The following is a 16,839-nucleotide window of genomic DNA, read 5'->3' as shown; positions in this document are numbered from 1 at the left end:
GCGTCATTCTAGCATGCATGGCGTCAGCGGCCAGTATTCCAACGCCAGCGGCGCGCTTCCGGATAGCCGCAGTTGCGGTTCGCTGGCCGGGAAGTAGCGCGCGCTCATCACCGCCTCGCCGCGGTTGATGAAGATCTCCACGCTGGAACGATCGAACAGCAACTGCAGATGCGTGACCGGGCCGCGCCAGTAACGGTGCTCCGGCTGGCCGTCGGCCAGGGAAGCGCGCGTCAGCTGCAGCCTTTCGCCGTCCCAGTTCAGCGTCATTGCCTCGCCAAACGCGGCGCTGAACGCGCCCTGCGGCGTCAGCTGCAGCTCCGCAGCCCCCAGCGCATAGGCGGGGGCATCATCGGCACGGCCTTGCCAGCATGCTCGCTCGCCGCGCAGCTGTTGCAGCTCGCGCGCCGGGCGCTGGTGGAGGCGGCCATGCCGCAGCGACAGCTCGCGCGGGCAGGTCATGGTGTGGATCCAGCCGTAACGGCGCGTCGGATGGGCTTCTTCATCTTGCTCGGGCACGCCCATCCAGCCGAACAGCAGGCGGCGGCCATCTTCCGCCAGCGTCGTCTGCGGTGCATAGAACTCGAAGCCGGCGTCCAGCTCGCGAAATTCGCCGTGGCTGAAGGCCGGCTGCAGGTAATCCAGCTTGCCGAGCAGATAGCCGGCCTGATAACGGTTGAGATAGCGTTCCGGCTGCGGCGCCAGCCCCTGCGGGCAGCAGATCAACACGTCGGCGTCCTCCAGCGAGAACAGGTCTGGGCACTCCCACATGTAGCCGAATTCACCCAGGTCGTGCAGGCCGGAACCGGCGATCTCGCCCAGCGGTTGCCAGCCGCGCAGATCGCTGGAACGAAGCAGCAGCACCTTGCCGCGATCCTGCAAGTCCCGCGCGCCGAGCACCATGTACCACGCATTCTGATGACGCCACACTTTCGGATCGCGTACGTGCCCGCTGTAGCCCGCCGGCAGCGGCAGCACCGGCCCGAGTTTGCGGTACTCGCCCCGATCGCTTTCCTGAGCCAGGCACTGGTAAGCGGTGCGTGAGCCGTCGGGGAATTTCACGTTGCCGGTGTAGATCAGCGTGATTTTGTCTTCCGCCACCACCGCCGAGCCGGAGTAACAGCCGTGGCTGTCGTAACAGGCGCCCGGCGCCAGGGCGATCGGCTGATGCGCCCAACGCAGCAAGTCGGTCGACTGCCAATGTCCCCAGCACTTGTTGCGATGGTCGCAGCCCAGCGGATTCCATTGATAGAACAGATGATAAATGCCGTTGTGCTGAATGAAGCCGTTGGGATCGTTCAGCAGGCCAACGCTGGGCGCCAGATGCCAGGCCGGGCGGTGCGGATCGCGCAGCGCGAGTGGCAGGCCGTTCATGACCGCCCGCATTGCCTGTTTGATTAAGCTGAGCTCCTCCATCATTGCGCGTCCGTTTTATATTTCAGCAGCAGGGAGAGGGCGAAGGCGCTGCCAAACGCGATCGCCAGGCCGATGATATAGCTGACCAGCGAACTGGCCTGCACAATCGCCATGCCAGGGATCGCCGTCAGCCCGACCGCGTTCATGCCGACGTGATTGGCCACCACCCAGGCGCCGCCGAGCGCACCGCCCGCCAGCGCTGCCAGGAAGGGTTTCACGAAGCGCAGGTTGATACCAAACAGCGCAGCCTCAGTGATGCCGAGCATGGCGGAAAAGGCGGAAGGCACCGCGATGGCTTTGATTTTGGCGTCGCGCGTTTTGAAATACACCGCCAGGCAGGCGCCGCCCTGAGCGATGTTGGCCATCGACCAAATCGGCAGCAGGAAGTTGACGCCGATGTTGGGGTTGCCGAGCAGCCCGGCCTCCACCGCGTGGAAGCTGTGATGGATGCCGGTGATGACAATGGCGGAATAGAGGCCGCCGAACAGCAGGCCGGCGAACCAACCGGCATGGGCGATCAGCGTGCTGAGCACGAAGGAGATGCCGTCGCCCAGCGCCCGGCCGGCGGGGCCGATAAACAGCAGGGCGACAAACCCGGAGATCACGACCGTCAGGAACGGCGTCAGGATCAAATCCAGCGCGTTGGGGATCACCTTGCGCAGGCGTTTTTCCAACAGGCTCATGAACCACACCGTCAGCAGCACCGGGAATACGGTGCCCTGATAGCCGATCATGGCGATGTCCAGCCCGAAGAAGTTCATGGTGTGGAACCCTCCGGCGACGCCCCAGGCGTTGGTCAGCGCCGGATGCGTCAAAATGCCGCCGAGCGTGGCGCCCAGGTAGGGATTGCCGCCGAATTCGCGTGCGGCGGTGAAGCCGATCAGAATCGGCAGGATAATGAACGCCGCCGAGCTGAACATATCCAGCATGATGAACAGCGCGCTGTTGGCATCGGCCCAGCCGTAGGTTTTCACCATGCCGAGCAACCCCATCAACAGGCCGGAAGCGACGATCGCCGGGATGATTGGCACGAAGATGTTCGACAGCAGGCGGGCGATGCGCTGCAGCGGGTTGAGCTTTTTCGCCGCGATATCGGCGGCTTCGGCCTTGCTGGATTCGCTGACGCCCGCTGCCTTGATGAATTCCGCATGCACCTTGTTGACCAGCCCGGTGCCGAAGATTACCTGGATTTGACCGGCGTTGCTGAAGCAGCCTTTGACGCCGTCCAGTTTGCCGATGGCCTCTTTGTCCACCTTGCTGTCGTCCACCAGCACCAGACGCAGGCGCGTGGCGCAGTGGGCGGCGCTGGCGATGTTCTCTTTACCGCCGAGCAGCGGCAACAGCGCGTTGGCGGTTGCGGTAATGTCCATGTTGTCCCCTTGCTAAATAAAAATGCCGCCGCGCAGTTTGCGACGCAGCGTCGTGAATCGATGTCAGAAGAAATACTTGAATCTGGCGCGCATGCCGTAACGTTGATCGTTGTCGCCGTTGGCGATCTTGTTGTCGGCGTTGGCTTCCAGCAGCGACACATAGGCGCCTAAATACAGATTGAAATTCTTCATATTCATAATGTTAGGTATCTGATACGACGCGTGAACGGTATGGATGTCGTAGTTGCCCGGTTCGCTGAGCGGGTTGTGGATATCGGCGGCGATCCCGGCGGTATTGAACTCTTTGATATTGTTATGGGCATAGATATAACCCAGTTCGAAGCGCCGCCACAGCACGTTCACGCCGGCGGTGAAGTCTTGCTCGCCTGAGGCATCCAGATAGGCGGTGCTCAGGTTGGCCACCACGCCGTTATCCGGGTTGGCGGCGCTGTTGTTCCAGCTCATCGTCATGCCGTAACCGTTGCGCTTGGACTGATCGACGAAGCGGCCCTGGCTGTCCTGATACCCGTAGGCGTTATTTACCACGTTGCTTTCCATTGCCGCCGCGATGCTGAAGGCGTCTTTTTTCCAGGCGATCACCGGGCGCAAATAGGCGACGTTTTTCTTATTGTCCAGGGCGTTGCCGTGATAGCGGCTGTCCTGGAACAGCGAAGTACCGTCCTCCACCAGCGTGTTCAGCTCGAAATAGACATCACCGGCGTATTTGCTCAACATCAGGTTGCCGCCGCTGCTGCTGCGGCCGCGGCCTTCTTTCATCATGTAGATATAGCCGAAGCCGTCGGCGTACAGATCGTTGGCGGTATTGCCGGAGTATTGAATGAAAGTGTCCTGATTCAGCGGGAACATGTCGTAGGCTTCGAAGCGGCCGATTTTGGTTTGCCAGTTCTTTTCATTGCCGAAGAAGAAGGCGGCGTCATCCAGGTTCATTTTGCCGCTCATGTCTGCCAGCGGTTGCACGCTGAAGCCGGAGAAGTTGCCGTCCGGATTGCGGCGGTAGCCGTCCAGCCCGACCAGAATGCGGCCGTTGATATCCCAGCGTTCTTTGTTGCCAGGCTTCCAGTCTTTGTGGTCGCTGCCTTTCAGCGACGTCAGCTGGCCGCTGCGGCTGGCGCCGTCCAGATTGAACTCCACGTCGCCGTACAGTTTCAGATCATTGAATCCATTCAGTTTCAGTGCGCTGATCGGGGCAATTGGCGTTTGCGGCGCGGCGGTATGCTGCGCAATCTGCGCGGTTTGCCGTTCCGTGTTGGCGGTGCGCTGCTCCAGCTGTTTCGCCCGGCGTTCCGCCGCCGTCGCGCGGGTTTCAGCCTGTGCGGCGCGCCGTTCCGCCTGCGCCAGGCGCTGTTCCAGCGCGTTGAGGCGCGCCTCGATGCTGCCGCTGCCCGAGGCCGCTGCATTGGAAGCAGAGAGGAAAAGCCCTGTTGTTATCGCCAAATAGCTGAGTTTTTTCATCATCGTCTATCATCCGGGTAAGGGTTGTTATTATTTTTTGCTAAATTGCTAAACCGGTTTTTCATGGCGAAAGATAACGATCAAGAAGCAGGCTGGCAATCAAGTTTGCTAACCCGATTCAGCTATTGTGATCGAGTGCGCAAATCGTGGGGAGTAAAAGACCACGGCGCCCAGGGGATCGCCGTGGATGCAGGGGATCAGCGCAGAAAAGCGGTGAGCTCTTCGGCGCGGGGCAGGGCGGTCATGGCGCCTTTGGCGGTGGTGGCCAGTGCGCCGCAGGCCTGAGCCTGGGCGATAACCGCCGGCCACTGCGTTTCCTGCGGCAATTCGTGAAGGCGTGCCAGCGCCGCTAACAGACCGGCGACAAACGCGTCGCCGGCGCCGGTGGTATCGACCGGCACGATCGACGGCGCGCGGAAATGGCGCAGGCGATGCCCATCGTGTACGCAGACGCCGTCGCCGCCCAGCGTCACCAGCAGCAGGCGTGTCGGGTAGGTTTGCATCATCCAGCGGATGCCGTTCTCTACATCGTCAAGGTGGCTGATGAAAGCCAGCTCTTCGCGCGACAGTTTCACCACGTCCGCCAGCAACAGCGCCTTTTGCAGGCAGGGGCGCAGCGCTTCCGGCTGGCGCCAGACCTCTTCGCGGATGTTGGGATCGAAACTGACCCGGCCACCGGCCGCCCGAATGCGTTCCATCGCCGCAAAGGCCGCGCTGCGGCTGGGTTCTTGCGAAAGCGCGATGGAGCAGAGGTGCAGCCATTCGCCCCGTTGGAAAGCCGGCAGATCGTCGGGCTGCAAAAACAGATCGGCGCTGGGCTGCACCATAAACGTGAATGAGCGCTCACCCTGCAGATCGAGATCCACCACCACCGTGGAAGTGTGGTGGTCGGGATCCGGTCGCATATGACCGATATCCACCCCTTCATCGCTCAGTACCTGCTGCAGAAAGGCGCCGAAGCCGTCTTGCCCCACACGCCCGATAAAAGCGCTGTCGCCACCGAGCCGGGCGATACCCACCGCCACGTTCGCCGGCGCGCCGCCGGGGCATTTGAGATAACCGTTGGCATTTTCCGGCACCAGGTCGATCACGGCGTCGCCCAGTACCCATACGCGATTCATCATGCTTAATCCCTATTTTTGTCGTTGTCAGATGGTTAGCTAAAATAGAAGAACCGATTTAGCAAGGCAATGAAATAATCCTCAGAGCCGCTTGGGCAGTGAGGAAGATCAATCTTTCTGCTGGGCTTGGGGGGAGGGAATCTGCCCCGCGAACCAGCGCGGGGCGAGATAGCAGAGCGTTTAGCCCAGCTTCGGATAGACGCCGGGACCGATTGGTAAGCCTAGCGCATACCAGACCAGCAGCAGCAAAATCCACACGCTGAAGAACACCAAAGGATAGGGCAGGATCAGCACGTAATAGGTGCCGAGCTGCGCGTCTTTGCGGTAGCGCTGCAGGAAGCCGAGGAACAGCGGCAGGAACGGCGACATCGGCGCCAGCGGCAGCACCGCAGAGTCGGCGATGCGAAAGATCATCTGGGCGAACGCCGGGTGGAAACCGAGCAGCATAAACATCGGCACGAAGATCGGCGCTAAAATTGACCAGATCGCCGAGCCGCTGGCGATGAACATGCACAGGAAGGCGGAGAGGAACATCAGGCCGAGAAATGCCGGTGCGCCACTCATGCCGGCGGCTTCCAGCATATCGGTCAGGCCGACGGCCATAAACTTGCCCATGTTGCTCCAGTTAAAGAACGCCACGAACTGCGACAGCGGAAATACCATCACGATAAAACCCGCCATGCTTTTCATCGGATCGAGCAAGTGGTGGGGAATATCGTCCGGCCGACGGATCTGTTTGGTGACTACGCCATAGGTAATGGCGACGGTGAAGAAGAACAGGATGATGATCGGCACGATACCCTTGATGAACGGGGAAGGGATCACCGAACCGGTGTTCGGGTCACGCAGCGGCGCGGCCTCCGGCACCACCAGAGCGGCGATGATGGCGATAAACACCAGCGCGGCGATACCGCTCATCATCAGCCCCCGGTTTTGCAGCGGGGTCAGCGCTGCGATTTTGTCTTCGGCGCTGCCTTGCCACTTCGGCAGACGGGGCTCGATAAATTTGTCGGTGAGCAGCGCACCTGCGATGGTCAGCACGACCACTGAGGTGGCCATAAAGTACCAGTTGTCGATCACGCTGACGTGAACCGCGCCATCCACCGCTTTGGTGGCTTCGGTACTGATACCGGAAAGCAATACGTCGGTGGTGACGATCAACAGGTTGGCGGTAAAGCCGGAGGCGACGCCGGCGATCGCCGCCAGCAGTCCGGCTATTGGGTGGCGGCCCACCGCCACGAACATCAGTGCGCCAAGGGGCGGCATCACCACCAGCGCGGCGTCCGACGATATATGACTGAAGAAGGCGATAAACAGCACCATATAACTGGCGTAGCGGGCGCTGACGCGCGAGGCCATTTTGTACATCAGCGCCTGCAGCAGGCCGACCTTTTCCGCCAGGCCGGCGCCTATCACCAGCGCCAAAATAGCCCCCAGCGGCGCAAAGCTGCTGAAGTTATGGATGATGTTGGGAAATATCCACTGCATGCCCGCCACGCTCATCAGATTATTCACCTTGATGAGCTCGCCGGTGGCCGGATTTTTCACCGCCACGTCGAGCCAGGAAAATAGCGCGGTGGCCAGCATAAGCACCAGGATCAAATAGACGAACAGTAAAAACGGATTAGGGATCTTATTGCCTATGCGTTCCACCCAGTAAAAAAAGCGTCCGGGGCTTTTATTGATTGGCGTTGTGGCCTCACTCATGATTTTACCCTCTGTGTTTGCTCTGTTGTGTGATTGTTATTATTTGATTTATTTATAATTATGCTTAGTGGCCCGGTGAACCGGGCCCTGTCTGTTCATGCTATTTCAATGGGGAGGGTTTTACCCCCTGTGGGATAGGGCATCGATACGGCTGTTCGGCGCGCTGGTGCTCAAACTCGCTGCGGCAGCCCGCCAGCAGGGCGCTGTCGCTCAGCAGATCGATGGCGGTCGCCGCCATCACCTTGCCGGCCAGGCACATGCCCTTATGGGCGATAGCGGTGCGGCCCTGCGCCACCAGTTGCCAGGTGTGCAGAGGAGTGCCGAGTGCGAAACAGGGGCTAAAGCATTGGGCGGTTGGCGCCACCCAGCTCACGTCGCCAACGTCGGTAGAACCGTACAGCAGGTCGTCGGACTCCACATAAGGAGCGACCTCGTCCATCAGCACCTTATCTCCCAGCAGTTGTACCCACTCGCGCCCGGCTGCGCCACCGGTGCGGGCTATGTTGAGTTTGGCGTTGCGCAGATCGTCGCGGCTCAGCGTCTGGCGGATTTCCTCGGCGAAGCGGCGTTCGGCGTCGCTGTACTCGGGCAGACCGAAATCACACAGGTTTTGATACATCGCGCGTTCCAGACTGCGGTTCGGCACATAGTTGGAGCAGGCTTTGTCGAAGCGCACGTCCATCTGGGTGTCAGTCATCAGCGCTGCGCCCTTGGCGATGTTAATCACCCGTTGGTAAATGTCCTGCGCCTGGTCGAGCTGCGGTGCGCGGATCAGGTACAACACCTCGGCGTCGGCCTGCACCACGTTGGGGGAGCTGCCGCCGGTGTGGGTGACCGCGTAGTGCAGCCGCGCTTCCTGCACGATATGTTCGCGCAGGAAGTTGGCGCCGGTATTCATCAGCGTCACCGCGTCCAGCGCGCTGCGCCCCAGGTGTGGCGAGTTGGCGGCATGGGCGGCGACGCCCTTGAAGTGAAACGCCGCCTGAATGTTGGCCAGTGTGCTGGTGTTGAACATGCCGCTGAAGCCTTCTGGGTGCCAGGTGAGGGCGGCGTCGACGTCGTCGAACAGACCTTCGCGCACCATAAAGGTTTTGCCGGAGCCGCCTTCTTCGCCTGGGCAGCCGTAGAAGCGCAGGGTGCCGGTCAGCCGGTTCTGCTGCATCCACGCCTTGGCGGCGAAGGCGCCCGCCAGCGCCGCAGTGCCCAGCAGGTTGTGGCCGCAGCCATGGCCGTTGCCGTTTTCCACCAGCGGCTGCGGCGTGGCGCAACCGGACCGCTGGCTCAGCCCGGCCAGCGCGTCGTACTCGCCCAGCAGCGCAATGACCGGGTGGCCGCTGCCGTAGCTGGCGATAAACGCCGTCTCGATGTCGCCCACGCCGCGTTCGACCGAGAAGCCTTCCTGTTCCAGCGCATCGGCCAGCAACGTGGCGGAATAGGTCTCGTTGAAGCGCGTTTCCGGGTGATCCCAAATCGCGTCGCTCAGCGTGCTGAAGCGGGGTTGACGTTGGTCAATGTAGTCGTCGATAAATGCCTGCAGTTCTGAGTTGCTCATGCTCCGCTCCCGAATGTCGGCAGGTTCAGCGCCAGCGACGCCAGCGTTTTCACCGCCACCGCCATCACCTGTTCGTTGAAGTCGAATTTCTCGTTATGGTGCCCGGCGCTCAGCTCGGTGCCGAAAATGACGTATGAGGCCTGGCCGCCGCGGGATTTCACCCGTTCCATCATGTAGGTGGCGTCTTCTGAACCCGCCGCCTGTTCGCGGCGATCGACCACCGAGGTCAGCTCGGTTATCTGCTGCGCCTGGCGGCGGATATAATCCACCCACGGTTGGGTCGGTTTGCTGCTCTGCGCCGCGCCCATCAGCGCGATGTCGCAGGCGACGCCGTGCATTTTGGCGGCGCCTTCGATGGCGTTCAGGGCCTGCTGATAGACGAACGTATTGATCTCATTGGTGGCGCCGCGCGTCTCCACCTTCATAAACGCCCGATCGGCGATCACGTTGCGGCCGGTGCCGGCCTGCAGCACGCCGACATTGATGCGTGAGCTGCCTTCGCTGTGGCGCGGGATGGCGTAAAGCCCTAGCGCAGCCTGCGCCGCCGCCAGCAGTGCGTTGCGACCGTCTTCCGGCTTGGCGCCGGCGTGGGAGGCGACGCCGCGGAAGGTAACGTCCAGCTTGCTGGTGGCCATAAAGCTGTCGCTGCCACATACCAGCTCACCGGCCGGCACGCCGGTGCCGATATGCACCGCGGTGAAGAAATCGACGTCGTCCACCACGCCGGCCTCCACCATCGATTTTGCGCCGCGTGTGCCTTCCTCCGCCGGCTGGAAGATCAGTTTGACGGTGCCGCTAAGCTGGGACTCCAGGCTTTTGAACACGTGCGCCAGCCCCAGGCCGATGGTGGTATGGCCGTCATGACCGCATGCATGCATCATGCCGCTGTTGCAAGAGGCGAAGCCTTCACGGAACGGCAGGTGTTCGGGTTCCAGCAATTCGTTGAGATCGAGGGCGTCCATATCCACGCGGTAGGCGATAGTCGGGCCGGGGCGGCCGGTATCGAGCGTTGCGACGATGCCGGCGAAGCCGCCGGAAAAATGCGGCAACCATTTTTCCAACGCGCCCTGATTGCGGGCGCGCAGTTCCTGCGCCTCCAGCTCATCGGACGAGGGCAGTCCCATGCGCGCCTCGGCCTTGATGACCTCGCGGCCTAGCTGCAGGCGGTAACCCAGCCGATCGAGTTCTTCCGCCACCAGGGTGGCGGTGCGGAGCTCAAACCAGCCGGATTCGGCATAGCGGTGGAAGTCGCGGCGCCAGGCCTGCAATTGCGGGTACAGATCGGCCACCAACATCGAAAGCGAATTAGTCATAGTGATATCTCATAAGTTATCGCGCGCTGGATTGCTCCAGGCAGCAGTTATGCTCTGAACTGAAATCAGACGGTGATGCTCTTGCAAATAAAAAGGTGTATTTGGTTACTAACTGCCGTGAATGGCGCTTATTGGCGCAGAAAATGCGCTTAATTAAGCGAAATAAGAATTTGGTTATTTATTATGTTTTTTCCGAATGTACACAATGGAATCTGGCTAAATAAGATGCCAATATCTTGCTATTGATAAATAACGGTTATCGCCTTTCGCCTATGCCAGCCTCGATAAAATTGCACCAATTACGTGCATTTGTGGACGTTAGCCGCCAGGGCAGCATCCGCGCCGCTAGCCGTACCTCGCGCCTTTCCCAGCCTGCACTGACCAAAGCCATTCAGGAGCTGGAAGAGGTGCTGGGCGCCAAGTTGTTTATTCGCCGTAGCCAGGGTGTGGTATTGACCGACTGTGGCGATAACTTTTTCCAGCATGCCAGCCTGATCCTTGAGGAGCTGCGGGTGGCGCAGGAAGATATCCAGCAGCGGCTGGGGTTGGCAGGCGGCACGGTGAATATCGGCGTTGGTGGCAGCATTGCGCGCACTGTGATGCCGCAGGTGGTCACTCAGTTTCATCGTGAGTATCCCAACGTGAAGGTGCGCATCGTCGAGGGGCAGCTGGTGTCGATGATCCCTGAACTGCGACAGGGCGAGCTGGATTTTACCGTCAATACCTACTACCCCAGCAGCCTCGACAACGAGTTGCAGTACGAACGGCTGATGGAAAAAGAGTATCGGGTGGTGGTACGTAAAGGGCATCCGATGGAAGGGGCAACCTCGCTGAAACAGCTGCAGCACTGCGACTGGACCATGCCGACGCCGAAAGGCAGTTATTACCGGCTATTGCACGATCTGTTCGGGGACTTGGGCATGGCGCCGTCGATCAGCGTGACCTGCGAGACCTTTATGGCCTGTACCAGCCTGGTGGCGCAGAGCGATTTTGTCAGCATTCTGTCGGTGGACGTGATTTCGGATCCGATTCTGGGCAAGCATTTGGTGCCGCTTGAGCTGGAAGAGAGTCTGCCGAAAGCGACGTTTTATCTTATCCAACGCAAGGACACCACCTTGACGCCGATGGGCGCGCACTTGGCGCGCCTGTTTCGTCTTTACTGTCGGTGATACCGAAGCCCCATCGGGGGCCCGGGTATCAGAAGGCGATCGACCCCTGCACGAAGAAGGTGCGCGGTTCACCGACGTACTTGCCGAAGTTATTGTCGTTGGAGCGGGTAAAGTAGCGCTGATCGAACAGGTTTTTCACCCCGGCGCCCAGCGTCAGGTTCGACAGCTGCGGCCCGAAGTTATATTCCCCGCGCATATTCCACACCATGTAACCGGCGATGTTGCCGAACTGGCCATCGGCGCTTTCCTGCGTGATGTACTCCGGCCCGGTGCCCGGCGAATGCTGTTTCGATTGCGCATAACCGTCCAGATTCCATACCCAGCTGCCGGTGGCGTAACGCGTGCCGACGGTATAGACCTGGCGCGAGTAGAACGGCAGATCTTTACCGGCGAAGTCGCCCTTGTCGGTGCTGGCTTTGGTGTAGGTATAGCTGGTGTAGACGCTGGCGCCGTCGAGCGCCCGATTCAGCTCGCTGAGATCGTAGCTGAGCGCCAGCTCGATGCCTTTGTGCTTGGTGGCGCCCATGTTGGTCCAGCCCACGTCGTTGCTGATGTACTGCAGCTGGTTATCGAAGTCGATGTAGAACAGCGTGGCCTCGGCCTTGACCACGGTGTCGTCGTAGCGGGTGCCGAATTCATAGGTGCGCGCTTTTTCCGCCGTCAGCCCCGGCGCCGGCTGGTTGCCGTTGCCGCCTTTGGTCAGTTGGAAATACTGCATGCTGCCGAACGAGGTGTTGGCGTTGGCGAACAGTTTCCAGGCGTCGGACAGGTGGTACATCACGTTCAATGACGGCAGCGGCTCGCTGTAGCTTTTCTCGCGGCTGATGTTGTTGAACGAATCGTCCACGTGGGTGCGAATGCTTTCATAACGCAGGCCCGGCGTGACCGTCCAGTTGCCGACGTTAATGGTGTCGTCGATATAGAACGCGTTGGCTGCGGTACCGCCGGAGGTATGCTGGTAATAGTCCGGGGTATCCGGCGTCGAGCCGATATTCGCCGGATTATACCAGGCGGAACGCGATGCTTTTTCGTCCATGGTTTCATTCAGGTAGCGGTAACCGAGGGTGATCTCGTGCGCCATATTCCAGAAGCGAAACAGCTGCGAATAGCTTGGTTCGATCGCCCAGGTTGAATAGTGGCGCGGATAGGAGACCATGCGCCGCTGGCCCGCGTTTTTGCCGGTGCCTTCCGATTCGATGTTGCTGCCGCGGTAGCTGTCGGTGAAGTAGGTCAACACTTCGAACTGCTTGTCGTCTTCCTGATGTTTGTATTTGAACGACATATCCTTGCGGCGGCCTTCGAACTGATCCCACGGCCGCGTGGACTGGAACGGGTTCTGCGCGTATTGCGCGCTGCTCAGCCCGCCCGGCATGCCGGCTTTGGCGTCGTAGTAGTGGAAATTGGCCAGCAGTTCGTCGCGATCGGTGAACGCATAACGCGTTTTCAGCATGAAATCGTCGATGTCGGTGTTGTCGTTGTTGTCGCGGTAGCCCTGGCCGTGCAGGCCGGAATAGAGCAGCTCGGCGCCGAGGCCGTTGTCTGCGGTTCCGCCCACGGAGGCGCTGGTCAGGGTCTTCAGGCCGCCGTGGCTGGCGCCCTGGGTTTGTACGCTGGCGGTGCCGCCAAACGTTTTGGGAATGTCGCGGGTAACGAAGTTGATCACGCCGCCGACGTTTTGCGGCCCGTAGCGCACCGCACCGCCGCCGCGCACCACGTCCACCGATTGCAGGTTACCGATCGATAGCGGCGCCATCGACAGCTGCGGCTGGCCGTAAGGCGCAACCGCCAGCGGGACGCCATCCATCAGAATGGTGGAGCGCGGAGAAAGACGCGATGTCAGGCCGCGCACGCCGACGTTGAGCGAAATATCGCTGCCGCCGGTGCCGTTGCTGTCGCGCACCTGCACGCCGGGTATGCCGCGCAGGCTATCGGCGATGGTTTGGTCGCCTTGTTCGTGCATCTGCTGCTGGGTGACGATGGAACGCGCGCCCGGATGGTTGAGCAGCACCGAACTGGTATCAGGGTTGTCCAGCCAGTTGCCGACGACGGTCACGGTGTCGGTATCGTTCTGAGATGAGTTATCAGTAGCAAGGACAGGGAATGCGACGGCGATGGAAGCCGTCAGCAGGGAAAGCCGAAAAAGAGGTGACATAATAATGCCTTAAGAGTTTCAGACCCGGATGTGTTTTTTTAGAAAAGACAATCTTAATGATAATTATTGGCAAGTAAATAGAATTGTTACGGGATAGTTAAGTGGGTAACTAAATAATGAATGCGGGAAACAGGACCCGACTGGCGGGCCCTGCGGGAGGTTATTGTGGCGTAAGCCAGAAGACGCCGCTGTAATCCAGCGCGGTGAATTTCTGGTGCACCATTTCGATATCCGCTTGCGGATCAATATCTTTAAACAGCGCCGGGTGCAGGAATTTGGCGATCGCTTCAACCGCGATAAAGTTGAGCGGTGTGTCGTAAAATTGATGATAAATCGCCATCACGCGTTTTTCTTTCACCGCTTTCAGCACGTTAATACCGGTACGATCCAGCAGATGCGCCAGTTTCTTTTGGCTGGTGGCCATATCGGTGGTGTAACCCAGCGGTACCGCCAGCGTGCCGCGATGGCCACGGCTCCAGTCGGCGCCGGTCAGCAGATAGAAATCCGGGTTGCTGCTGATCACCTGCTCGACGTTCACTTCTCCGCCCATGTCTGAAAACAGCTTGCTGCCGATATTGTTGCCGCCGGCGGTATCGATGAACTGGCCGAAGCTGCCTTTGCCGAAGGTGTTGCAGCACTGTTCGCCTTTGATGCCGGCGCTGCGCTCGATGAAGACGCTGGGGCGCTGCTCCGGTTTCAGCGTGGCGACCCGCTGGCGCACCAGTTCGAGGCGTTGCTGATAGAGGCGGATAAAAGCATCGGCGTTGGGCTGCTCGTCAAACACTTTTCCCAACAGCGCCATGCTGGCGACGGTGTTGGTCAGCGGCTGCTGGCGAAAATCGATGATCAGCACTGGGATGCCGACTTTTTCCAGCTGGGTCAGCACGCCGCTGTCTTTCAATTTGCTCAGCAGGCCGATGTCGAAAATGATCAGATCCGGTTGGCGCACCACCGCGCTTTCCACGCTGAAATCACTGGTGTAGGGGTTGTCGAAGGTGGGGATCTGCATGACCTGCGGGAATTTTTTCGCGTAGGCCTCCACCAGATCCGGCGCTTTGACCTTCAGCGAGTTGTCCCAGGCGATGATGTTTTTCAGCGGCTCCTGCGGATGCAGAATATTCAGCGCCAGCAGCGCACGGGCATCGGCCAGGATAACGCGTTTGGCCGGTTGCGGCAGGGTGACCTGGCGGCCGGCGACATCGGTGACGACGATCGGCGCGGCTTGAGCGGTGCCGGCCAACAGCAACACACAGGCGGCCAACCAGCGGCCGGCTTTAGCGATAAGAACAGCGGGCATGAAGATCCTTGGGTAATCGGCGAAGAACGAGAACGCAATGATAAGCGATATCCTTTCGCTTTTTGAACTCCCTTGATGCCGATAGATCATCCCTGGCCCATCAGCGGGTCGCTGACGCTGTGCTCACCGTCCTCCAGCCGCCCCGCCAGGCGTCGCAGCCAGCCGGGGCCTCGCAGCGTAAGATCATACCAGCCGCCGCTGGTGCGGGCGTCAAACGTTTGCTGGTGGCTGCCGCCCGCAGGCAGCGTAATAGGCCACGGGCCTTGCTGAGTGTAAGGGCAGCGTTCGAGGGTGACCGCTATCGCTTCGGTGCCCGGATTATTCAACTGCAGCTGCAGGCTGCGGCCCGTTGGGCGCAAACGCACTTCCGGCTGCGGCCGACTCAGGACGCCGCGCAGCTCGCGATGAAAGCCGTTGGGGCCGAGCAGCCATAGATGGTACTCATTGTCCGCCTGCCAGTCGTCGCTGACCGCCTTGCCGGCCTCGACGGTATAGCGGCGCGGGATTTGCGTCAGGTCTCGCCGGTCGTAGACGTGAAATACCGCTCCCTGCTCGCCGGTATTGAACAGGTTCACCGTCACGCGGCGCTGCTCGGTCGCGACGGTGGCCTCGACGTGCAGCTGGTAGGGCAGTGCGCGGGAAGGGCGCGCCAGGCGGCGTTGGTGCGGCAAACGCTGGTGGGCGGGCGATGGCAGCGGCACCTGCGGCAGCTGTTCCTGGCGCTGGCGCAGGCCATCGGCGGCGTGGCGGCTGGTGGCGGGCAGGCTTGGCAGCGCTTCGCCGTTAGGGTCGACAAAATTGAACGCTGAGGTGAGATCGCCACACACCGCGCGGCGCCAGGCGCTGATGTTGGGTTCATGCACCTGAAAGCGCTTTTCCAGGAATTGCAGCACCGAGGTGTGATCGAAGACCTGCGAATTGACCCAGCCGCCGCGGCTCCAGGGCGATAGCACCAGCATCGGCACCCGCGGGCCGGGGCCGTAGATGCGGCCGTCCGGCGGCGGCTGATCCTGCGAGCCGGGCGGCGCCACGTGCTGGAAGATCTCGGTATCGAACGGCACCGTCGATTTACCGGCGAAGCTGCCGTCTTCGCGCAGCGACGGCGCGGAAGGCGAAGGCATATGATCGAAAAAGCCGTCGTTTTCGTCGTAGTTGACCAGCAGGACGGTTTTGCTCCACACCTCCGGGTTATCGGTCAGCGCGTTGAGGATCTCTTGCGTGAACCAGCTGCCCTGCACCGGGCTGGAGGGATCGGGATGTTCCGAATAGGCCGCCGGCGCGATGATCCAACTGACCTGCGGCAGTTTGCCCTGCTGCACGTCGGCACGGAATCCGGCCAGCATGGCGTCCAGATCGTTGCCGTCGGCGGCCGGCAGGGTGTTGCCGTTGCCCTTGTACAGCGGCGCGGTCGCGTTGAGCTCGTCGCGATAAGGTACGAAGGCGTTGAAGCCTTTCGGCGGCCGCGCCGGGTTGCCCACCTGAATGCTGGCGGCGCGGTATTGGCGGAAGCCCGCCAGCGGGTTGTCGGTAAAGTTGTCCGGCAGGAATTGGTACACCTTCCAGCTGACGCCGCTCGCCTCCAGCCGTTCCGGATAGGTTGTCCACTGGTAGCCGATCTCCGCCGGGCCGGGGCTGTCCCACTCGTTGACCACCACCGCCACGTCGGCGGCGGACGGGCCGTTGGTGCCGGTCCAGTGGAACAGCCGGTTGGTGTTGGTGCCGGCGTGGATAGCGCAGTGATAGGCGTCGCACAGGGTAAAGGCGTTGGCCAGTGCGAACTGGAACGGCAGCTCCTGCTGGCGGTAGTAGCCCATCGAGGCCGGCGTTTTGTAGGTGGGCCAGGCGCTCATGCGGCCGTGATCCCAGGCGGCTTGCTCATCCACCCACGAGTGCGGCGTGCCAGTGACGCGCTGTGCGTTGCCGCGTTTGCTGTCCAGATGGTAGGGCAGCACCAGCCGCTCGGCGCCCTGCTGCTGCCAGACGAGGCGATCGCCGGGCAATGGGATGGTAAAGCGATCGCTGAAGCCGCGTACACCCGGCAGGGTGCCGAAGTAGTGGTCGAAAGAGCGATTCTCCTGCATCAGGATCACCACGTGTTCGACGTCGCGCAGGGTGCCGGTGCGGTTATTGGCGGGAATGGCCAGCGCTTTGCGAATCGAGGCGGGCAACAGCGTGAAAGCCGATCCAATGGCGGCGGCCCGCAGTAGGTCTCTGCGAGAAAGGTCAGGCATGCGTCGTTAATCTCCGTCAGTGTGCTTTGAAGATAGCCGCT

11 protein-coding genes are annotated in these 16,839 nt (G+C 60.8%); 1 reads left to right on the top strand and 10 read right to left on the bottom strand.

The genetic code is table 11. The features are described from left to right. Nucleotides 1–3: 3 nt before the first annotated feature. The 7 genes from ACJ8HA_RS17855 to ACJ8HA_RS17825 all read right to left on the bottom strand — a co-directional run bounded on the left by ACJ8HA_RS17855 (nucleotide 4) and on the right by ACJ8HA_RS17825 (nucleotide 9,949). Nucleotides 4–1,413, bottom strand: coding sequence for a sucrose-6-phosphate hydrolase (locus ACJ8HA_RS17855; RefSeq protein ID WP_197770788.1), 1,410 nt, complete (start codon nucleotides 1,411–1,413; stop codon nucleotides 4–6). After that, on the bottom strand, nucleotides 1,413–2,783 hold the full coding sequence (locus ACJ8HA_RS17850) for a sucrose-specific PTS transporter subunit IIBC (RefSeq protein ID WP_197765039.1): 1,371 nt from the start codon (nucleotides 2,781–2,783) through the stop codon (nucleotides 1,413–1,415). Before ACJ8HA_RS17850 ends, ACJ8HA_RS17855 begins: the two co-directional genes overlap by 1 nt. A gap of 63 nt (nucleotides 2,784–2,846) precedes the next feature. Further along, entirely contained in the window at nucleotides 2,847–4,256 is a 1,410-nt protein-coding gene (locus ACJ8HA_RS17845) for a carbohydrate porin (RefSeq protein WP_442515440.1), read from the bottom strand. A 197-nt stretch (nucleotides 4,257–4,453) separates the two neighbouring features. Beyond that, nucleotides 4,454–5,380 carry an aminoimidazole riboside kinase gene (locus ACJ8HA_RS17840; RefSeq protein ID WP_025304277.1) on the bottom strand — a complete coding sequence of 309 codons (927 nt, stop codon included), beginning with the start codon at nucleotides 5,378–5,380 and terminating at the stop codon, nucleotides 4,454–4,456. A gap of 177 nt (nucleotides 5,381–5,557) precedes the next feature. Further along, a complete protein-coding gene (gene abgT / locus ACJ8HA_RS17835) occupies nucleotides 5,558–7,084 on the bottom strand; it encodes a p-aminobenzoyl-glutamate transporter (RefSeq protein WP_197765037.1) in 1,527 nt (508 codons plus the stop codon). Nucleotides 7,085–7,184: 100 nt separating this feature from the next. Next, a complete protein-coding gene (locus tag ACJ8HA_RS17830; protein ID WP_197765036.1) occupies nucleotides 7,185–8,636 on the bottom strand; it encodes an amidohydrolase in 1,452 nt (483 codons plus the stop codon). Next, complete coding sequence (locus tag ACJ8HA_RS17825; protein WP_148123762.1) at nucleotides 8,633–9,949, bottom strand: M20 family metallo-hydrolase; 1,317 nt, start codon at nucleotides 9,947–9,949, stop codon at nucleotides 8,633–8,635. The genes ACJ8HA_RS17830 and ACJ8HA_RS17825 overlap by 4 nt, the downstream gene beginning before the upstream one ends. Before the next feature lie 272 nt (nucleotides 9,950–10,221). Here ACJ8HA_RS17825 and ACJ8HA_RS17820 point away from each other — a divergent pair, with 272 nt between their 5' ends. Next, nucleotides 10,222–11,118 carry a LysR family transcriptional regulator gene (locus ACJ8HA_RS17820; RefSeq protein ID WP_025304273.1) on the top strand — a complete coding sequence of 299 codons (897 nt, stop codon included), beginning with the start codon at nucleotides 10,222–10,224 and terminating at the stop codon, nucleotides 11,116–11,118. Nucleotides 11,119–11,146: 28 nt separating this feature from the next. On the opposite strand, the gene ACJ8HA_RS17815 is transcribed toward ACJ8HA_RS17820, so the two are convergent. From ACJ8HA_RS17815 to ACJ8HA_RS17805, 3 genes are all read right to left on the bottom strand, one after another. Then, nucleotides 11,147–13,270 carry a TonB-dependent receptor family protein gene (locus ACJ8HA_RS17815; protein WP_049204435.1) on the bottom strand — a complete coding sequence of 708 codons (2,124 nt, stop codon included), beginning with the start codon at nucleotides 13,268–13,270 and terminating at the stop codon, nucleotides 11,147–11,149. Nucleotides 13,271–13,430: 160 nt separating this feature from the next. Continuing rightward, nucleotides 13,431–14,567, bottom strand: a complete 1,137-nt coding sequence (locus ACJ8HA_RS17810; protein WP_025304271.1) for an ABC transporter substrate-binding protein — start codon at nucleotides 14,565–14,567, stop codon at nucleotides 13,431–13,433. Nucleotides 14,568–14,653: 86 nt separating this feature from the next. Next, complete coding sequence (locus ACJ8HA_RS17805; protein ID WP_049296246.1) at nucleotides 14,654–16,798, bottom strand: phosphocholine-specific phospholipase C; 2,145 nt, start codon at nucleotides 16,796–16,798, stop codon at nucleotides 14,654–14,656. Nucleotides 16,799–16,839: the final 41 nt, after the last annotated feature.

Origin of the sequence: Serratia sp. CY33802 (assembly GCF_052169095.1) — a bacterium.
Classification (GTDB): domain Bacteria; phylum Pseudomonadota; class Gammaproteobacteria; order Enterobacterales; family Enterobacteriaceae; genus Serratia; species Serratia bockelmannii.
The sequence above is the reverse complement of the archived record's forward strand: the minus strand, read 5'-3'. Positions and strand labels throughout refer to the sequence as shown.

What these genes read in the sequence shown, in the direction of transcription:
- ACJ8HA_RS17840 (WP_025304277.1), bottom strand. Translation starts at nt 5,380, where the DNA reads ATGATGAATCGCGTATGGGTACTGGGCGACGCCGTGATCGACCTGGTG.
- ACJ8HA_RS17845 (WP_442515440.1), bottom strand. Translation starts at nt 4,256, where the DNA reads ATGAAAAAACTCAGCTATTTGGCGATAACAACAGGGCTTTTCCTCTCT.
- abgT (WP_197765037.1), bottom strand. Translation starts at nt 7,084, where the DNA reads ATGAGTGAGGCCACAACGCCAATCAATAAAAGCCCCGGACGCTTTTTT.
- ACJ8HA_RS17820 (WP_025304273.1), top strand. Translation starts at nt 10,222, where the DNA reads ATGCCAGCCTCGATAAAATTGCACCAATTACGTGCATTTGTGGACGTT.
- ACJ8HA_RS17855 (WP_197770788.1), bottom strand. Translation starts at nt 1,413, where the DNA reads ATGGAGGAGCTCAGCTTAATCAAACAGGCAATGCGGGCGGTCATGAAC.
- ACJ8HA_RS17830 (WP_197765036.1), bottom strand. Translation starts at nt 8,636, where the DNA reads ATGAGCAACTCAGAACTGCAGGCATTTATCGACGACTACATTGACCAA.
- ACJ8HA_RS17805 (WP_049296246.1), bottom strand. Translation starts at nt 16,798, where the DNA reads ATGCCTGACCTTTCTCGCAGAGACCTACTGCGGGCCGCCGCCATTGGA.
- ACJ8HA_RS17815 (WP_049204435.1), bottom strand. Translation starts at nt 13,270, where the DNA reads ATGTCACCTCTTTTTCGGCTTTCCCTGCTGACGGCTTCCATCGCCGTC.
- ACJ8HA_RS17850 (WP_197765039.1), bottom strand. Translation starts at nt 2,783, where the DNA reads ATGGACATTACCGCAACCGCCAACGCGCTGTTGCCGCTGCTCGGCGGT.
- ACJ8HA_RS17810 (WP_025304271.1), bottom strand. Translation starts at nt 14,567, where the DNA reads ATGCCCGCTGTTCTTATCGCTAAAGCCGGCCGCTGGTTGGCCGCCTGT.
- ACJ8HA_RS17825 (WP_148123762.1), bottom strand. Translation starts at nt 9,949, where the DNA reads ATGACTAATTCGCTTTCGATGTTGGTGGCCGATCTGTACCCGCAATTG.